The sequence below is a fragment of the Geobacillus sp. WSUCF1 genome (assembly GCF_000422025.1).
GTDB classification, from domain to species: Bacteria; Bacillota; Bacilli; order Bacillales; family Anoxybacillaceae; genus Geobacillus; species Geobacillus zalihae.
The window spans coordinates 1-1227 of record NZ_ATCO01000270.1; the positions used below are offsets into that span (position 1 = coordinate 1).

Genomic DNA, 1227 nt, shown 5'->3' on the forward strand with positions numbered 1-1227 from the left:
CGCGGTGGGAAATCTCATCTTGAGGGGGGCTTCACGCTTAGATGCTTTCAGCGCTTATCCCGTCCGCACATAGCTACCCAGCGGTGCCCCTGGCGGGACAACTGGTACACCAGCGGTGCGTCCATCCCGGTCCTCTCGTACTAAGGACAGCTCCTCTCAAATTTCCTCCGCCCGCGACGGATAGGGACCGAACTGTCTCACGACGTTCTGAACCCAGCTCGCGTACCGCTTTAATGGGCGAACAGCCCAACCCTTGGGACCGACTACAGCCCCAGGATGCGATGAGCCGACATCGAGGTGCCAAACCTCCCCGTCGATGTGGACTCTTGGGGGAGATCAGCCTGTTATCCCCGGGGTAGCTTTTATCCGTTGAGCGATGGCCCTTCCATGCGGAACCACCGGATCACTAAGCCCGACTTTCGTCCCTGCTCGACCTGTCCGTCTCGCAGTCAAGCTCCCTTGTGCCTTTGCACTCTCCGAATGATTTCCAACCATTCTGAGGGAACCTTTGGGCGCCTCCGTTACCTTTTGGGAGGCGACCGCCCCAGTCAAACTGCCCACCTGACACTGTCTCCCACCCCGTTAAGGGGTGCGGGTTAGAATTTCAATACCGCCAGGGTGGTATCCCACCGCCGCCTCCACCGAAGCTGGCGCTCCGGCTTCCCAGGCTCCCACCTATCCTGTACAAGCGATACCAAAATTCCATATCAGGCTGCAGTAAAGCTCCACGGGGTCTTTCCGTCCTGTCGCGGGTAACCTGCATCTTCACAGGTAGTATAATTTCACCGGGTCTCTCGTTGAGACAGCGCCCAAGTCGTTACACCTTTCGTGCGGGTCGGAACTTACCCGACAAGGAATTTCGCTACCTTAGGACCGTTATAGTTACGGCCGCCGTTTACTGGGGCTTCGGTTCGCACCTTCGCTTCCGCTAAGCGCTCCCCTTAACCTTCCAGCACCGGGCAGGTGTCAGCCCCTATACGTCGCCTTTCGGCTTCGCAGAGACCTGTGTTTTTGATAAACAGTCGCTTGGGCCTTTTCACTGCGGCTCTTCAGGGCTCTTCACCCCAAAGAGCACCCCTTCTCCCGAAGTTACGGGGTCATTTTGCCGAGTTCCTTAACGAGAGTTCTCCCGCGCGCCTTAGGATTCTCTCCTCGCCTACCTGTGTCGGTTTGCGGTACGGGCACCTCTTCCCTCGCTAGAGGCTTTTCTTGGCAGTGTGAAATCGG

The 1227-nt window shown here is 57.8% G+C and carries 1 rRNA gene; it reads right to left on the reverse strand.

What is annotated here, in order from left to right:
• Positions 1–1227: ribosomal RNA gene (locus I656_RS0117150) — 23S ribosomal RNA — on the reverse strand; the annotation flags it as partial.